The organism is Longimonas sp. (assembly GCF_046498435.1).
In the GTDB taxonomy this organism is placed as follows: Bacteria; Bacteroidota; Rhodothermia; order Rhodothermales; family Salinibacteraceae; genus Longimonas.
Map to the genome: position 1 here is coordinate 1 of NZ_JAWOAR010000140.1, position 3,920 is coordinate 3,920.

Below are 3,920 nucleotides of genomic sequence, written 5' to 3' on the forward strand. Positions count from 1 at the left end.
CTATCCGCAGATGACATGGCCCTGATAGAAGAAGAGATGCGTTCGCCCTGCATTGAAGAGATTGCCGTATTCCAGGCCTTTGCCCACACTGTTGCCAAAGGCGAGAAGGGATTCGTGGTCCTTGACACAGCCCGGACGCCGATGCGGAAAGCCGCGGCTTCGGGTTGGAGTATGTTCTGATGCAACGCGCCGTACTGGGCTGCAAGGTCGATGGCGGGCAACACAAAAGCGGCAGCTACACCCATCCAGACGCCGAGGTCATCGCGGCGACCGTGGCCGGCCTGCCCGACAGCCTTGGCGGAATCCGCATGGCCCTGAGCCTCGCAGAGCTTGCACGGGCGGGGATGACACCCGACTGGATGCCGGGTGCGGTGCCGCGTTGCGTGCCCCGCGACATCCATCAAAACCGCTACGGCAAGCGCGCTGCGACCGAAGTGGTCGGTACAGCACGCGTGATGGTGCGTGGCAAATGGCGCACGGTCGATGTACTGGCCTGTCCCGTCACATGGCGACCGCATCCCGAGCAGATCGCATCGGCGCGGCGTGGCTATGACGACTGGTGGGCTGCACTGGACTGGGTGCGGGATGGGCTAGTGGCCGGCAGGATGCTGAGGGAGGTGGAGATGACGGCTGTGATACCAAAAGCGCGGCCTTGGAAAACCAGCTGATAACTTCGAATCCGGCTCTTAACTGCCACTCACAGTGATACGCTTTTCCCGCGGTGCAACTTCCCCTAACCAGACATTCATGAACCGGATAAATTCTTTCATACTTGGCTGACCCTGCCTTTACGGCAGATTTCCACGACCAGCGTGCCTTGCTAACCATACGCCAGAATGACGGCTTTCTGCACCTCCGTGAAGTTCGATGCTTTCATGTGATATCGCTCCTCTCCTGGACAGGAAAATCTAGCGGAAAACTACAGTTTCAAACGCTGTAGTCTGCAAGGGGCAGAGCAACAGCCTTGCTGTGGGCCTCAGCTGATATCAGGGACAAAGGAGGTTCTTCGCTTTTAATATTCATCCCCTGCTCGGCATTGGCGAGTATGACAAAACAACGTTGGCGGTTCTCGGTGTCTCTCTCAAAGCAGTGCGGAATTTAGCCAACTCAATCACTTCTTGCTCATAGAACCGCCTTGGAGCACGCGCTTGCTTCCCTTGGTATGATAATGTGGGCGATTTCGTGCTCTGACGAGTATGTTATCGCTGTCTTGCTTGAAATTCCTTTGCGAGGGCTGCGCATGCTTTCGCAGTGTCATCATTCGGCTAAACCTCAGTTCAAGCCTCGAACGAACCGCCGGATCAGATGTCCGTTCGATCTTCACGGCCAGTCTCTGCATCTTGATCTCTAGTTGTCTATAATTATTCATAATTCTGCTCATAGCCATCATCGGTGGGTACAACCCGTCGCCGGAAGAGTGAACCGCGCCGAGTTTGCCGGATACCTTCAAGTTAAGCAAAGATGCTGGTTATGACAAAAAGCTAAATGGCAAGTCGCTATTCGCTAGCGATCGCTACTACGCCAGCATCACCGCGCTAGGCCGCCACAATAAATATCGTTATTAAAGAAAACAAAAAGCTTGTCATGTTCTTGACGGATGCAACGGTGTCCCACAGAGCGCACCACACGCCGAAATGGAGGAGCTTACTGCCCTGCTGAACCAGTTACGCCGCGAGGTCGACGAAATCCGACTGGAGCTTTGGTGTTACCAAAAAGAGGATGACGACCTACCTTCATATCCCGACGACGGACGCATGGCGAATGACCTGCTCGACCGGATTGAACAGCGCGCAAATGACGTATCCAGCAAGTACGACGCCTTGTACGAGGCATATCAGCGCACCAAGTAGTACCGCATACACAACTCTCCTGCCCCACATGGTAGCTGGCGCGCATGCCTTTCCAGAATACGGGCACCCTGCTTGAGAACCTAACACTGGTGGAGGCTGCTCGCCTCATGTTCGAGGCCACCTCAGGGCCTGTTGACTTGGCCAGTGCATTTGCGATGCCCCCGCTTACGGTGTGGCGCCGCGCCGAAAAGTATGCTTCCGACAGTCCGCTATTCACCATTGCGCAGTTAAACGCCGTAGCGGCCACGCCCTCTCCAGATCCCCCCGAATCGTACCTCGCACTTTTACGGCGTTGCCTGCGTCACGACCGCACCCGTGGCCCCAACGGAGTCTTGCTCGTTGCGCTGCTGGCGCTCCACCGGTCACGCACCGTGCGGGCCTGGGTTGAAGATGTTGGGTCAGGTAGTGCCCACTACGGTCCTACCGTGCCTGCCCTCGAAGCGCTTGGCACGTACGCATCCACCATTGGCACTTCCGACCACTCGCCCTTCTCTCAACTCACGGCCACGTCGACGCCGTATCCCGATTGCACCAGCGAACTCCGAGCCCAACTGCGCCAGTGGAGGCAGACACAGCCCGCTCAAGGACGCATCGGCTACCTGGACCCGAATAGCTACCGCCCCGAACCTAAGTCGGGCCCACACACGTCGAGCACCGACCATCGGCAGTGGTTAGAGGCCCTCGTGCACGATCATGACAGCGGCTGGGTTGTGTCGGTGCACTTCAGCTCAAACCGCGACAAAAATGCACGACAGCACGGGCTTGCGCACATGCACGCCGATGCTCATGCTGCGGGCTACCACCTGTCGCACAGCTACCGTCACCAGGCACATAGCACCACAGTGAGCATCCGCGGCCCCGTCGAGCCCGATGCCAGGCGCTACGCACGGAATCTCGATCGCGCTCTAAAAGCTGGGTGGATGCAATGGGTAGATATGCTGCCGCCACGTCTTGCCTCAAACTCTGATCCGCTACACCTCTACACCGAATCGGACGTGGCGTAGATCACAGATGGCGCGTGTATGCCCCTATTCATCCGCCGGCATGAGCGGGCGGAACGTATACGGCGGCCAGGGTCCGGTGAGACGGAAGGAGAGTCCGCGCTTGCCATACTCGGCCTCAAACTGCTGCACTTGCGTACGCAGTACATCACGCTGCGCCCGGTCGACCAGGAGCGCCCAGTTGAACGCCAGTGCTTCGTCGGGGGCAGCGAGCACTGCACGGCTCGGGTCGAGCACCTCCACGTTGCGCACGGGAGCCTCGCGCAGCTTCGTATGCATCGCGTCGGATACCTCGTGTAACCAGCTATCTACGGTAGTGCGCGCCTGCTGCTCACGCTGCTTCTGCTTCAGGTAAGCAGTCCCCGAGGCGGGGGCATCCTCATCGCTGGCAGGCGCTGCAACAGCTGCCGCAGCCTGATCGCGATCCACAAACACCTTGAGCGCCCACTCGTCGGCCCCATCTACCTCCTCCATAAACGCATTGATGGTACTACGATGCCGGCGCACCGTCTCGCGAAGCCGTACTTCCGACGAGTATAACGTACCGAACCGTGCCGGGTAGACCGGCCCACGCTCCATAGCCGCTTCCACCACCTCTTCGTGCAGCGTTGCCCGCGTGCCTACCCACTCCAGAGACTGCATGTTGGCTTCTGCCTCTGGACCCGTCCATGCATCCTGCTTCACCACGTCGACCAACGCGGTGAGGGTATCATCAAGGGCAAGCAAGCGCACGCTGTGTCCGCTCATGCCCTCATGGTCGAGCGGCCACGGCGGGGTCTGCACCAAACAGAAAAAGTAGAGCGCTTCGTCTGCATCAACCGACAAGGAGGATACATGGGTGGGCATACGCACGGGTGGAATGCGGTGGAGGCGAAGTCGAGGAAGGCACGTAAGCTACAGTGCTACGTCTACAGTGCTACGTCTACAGTGCTACGTCTACAGTGTCACGTCTACAGTGTCACGTCTACAGTGTCACGTCTACAGTGTCACGTCTACAGTGTCACGTCTACAGTGTCACGTCTACAGTGTCACGTCTACAGTGTCACGTCGACGAAGGTATACGGCGCGG

Annotated in this window: 4 protein-coding genes and 1 pseudogene; 4 read left to right on the forward strand and 1 reads right to left on the reverse strand. The window is 58.3% G+C overall.

All coding sequences use genetic code 11. The features are described 5' to 3' along the window. The 4 genes and pseudogenes from R6U20_RS05165 to R6U20_RS05180 all read left to right on the forward strand — a co-directional run. Nucleotides 1-180 (forward strand): hypothetical protein (locus R6U20_RS05165; RefSeq protein ID WP_410336798.1); only part of this gene is annotated, 180 nt, incomplete at its 5' end. After that, nucleotides 147-668 (forward strand): annotated as a pseudogene (locus R6U20_RS05170) (hypothetical protein); the annotation flags it as partial. The gene R6U20_RS05165 and the pseudogene R6U20_RS05170, both read left to right, overlap by 34 nt. 966 nt (nucleotides 669-1,634) lie before the next feature. Then, a complete protein-coding gene (locus R6U20_RS05175; protein ID WP_410336799.1) occupies nucleotides 1,635-1,850 on the forward strand; it encodes a hypothetical protein in 216 nt (71 codons plus the stop codon). A 44-nt stretch (nucleotides 1,851-1,894) separates the two neighbouring features. Next, a complete protein-coding gene (locus R6U20_RS05180; protein WP_410336800.1) occupies nucleotides 1,895-2,854 on the forward strand; it encodes a hypothetical protein in 960 nt (319 codons plus the stop codon). A 24-nt stretch (nucleotides 2,855-2,878) separates the two neighbouring features. On the opposite strand, the gene R6U20_RS05185 is transcribed toward R6U20_RS05180, so the two are convergent. After that, nucleotides 2,879-3,697 carry a GvpL/GvpF family gas vesicle protein gene (locus R6U20_RS05185; protein WP_410336801.1) on the reverse strand — a complete coding sequence of 273 codons (819 nt, stop codon included), beginning with the start codon at nucleotides 3,695-3,697 and terminating at the stop codon, nucleotides 2,879-2,881. Nucleotides 3,698-3,920 lie beyond the last annotated feature (223 nt).

Coding starts and splice junctions, on each gene's coding strand:
- R6U20_RS05175 (WP_410336799.1), top strand. CDS start 1,635: ATGGAGGAGCTTACTGCCCTGCTGAACCAGTTACGCCGCGAGGTCGAC.
- R6U20_RS05180 (WP_410336800.1), top strand. CDS start 1,895: ATGCCTTTCCAGAATACGGGCACCCTGCTTGAGAACCTAACACTGGTG.
- R6U20_RS05185 (WP_410336801.1), bottom strand. CDS start 3,697: ATGCCCACCCATGTATCCTCCTTGTCGGTTGATGCAGACGAAGCGCTC.